This is a genomic window from Vibrio sp. 1249-1 (assembly GCF_033340495.1).
In genome coordinates this window covers 1-503 of record NZ_JAWOWJ010001243.1, presented here as the reverse complement: position 1 = coordinate 503, position 503 = coordinate 1, and the positions used below count along the sequence as shown (strand labels likewise).

General features: G+C 48.1%; 1 protein-coding gene. It reads right to left on the bottom strand.

What is annotated here, in order from left to right; translation table 11 throughout:
• Positions 1-503 (bottom strand): TRAP transporter large permease subunit (locus R7Z50_RS31495; RefSeq protein ID WP_318150274.1); only part of this gene is annotated, 503 nt, incomplete at both ends.

The window sequence follows — 503 nt, the reverse complement described above, 5'->3', positions numbered from 1 at the left end:
AACGTTACTGTCTTGCGAAAGCCAGAAGATGATCAAATGCGCAGCCAACAATGCCAAGCCAACCGCCTCTAAACCCAGACTTTGCTCTAGTAGCGTTTCAACAAAATCAGCAGGAACCAGTGACAGCATTTCTTTCGCCGTTTCCAGCGCCATTGGCGCATTGAGAAGATCGAGCTTATCTGGTGCCGCTAGCATGAAGATCGCTTTCGCTTGCTCAGGCAACTGCCCTGAAACCATCAACTCTAAAAGTTGGTTCTCGGCAATCAACTTATACAAGGCAGGGGCAGACAAAGTGCCCAGAACAATATACGCCGCTGTCACAGGTAAGCCCATACCTAAAACCAACGATGCCAAAGCAATCAACACGAGCATGATGAACAAATCACCATTCGCCCAACCATTGATCATCAAAGAGAAAGTGTTGCCGATGCCTGTTGTACTGATTACGTTGATCACTAAACCAATACCCACCAGCAGGACAGCGGTGGTTGCCATGTTCTTCG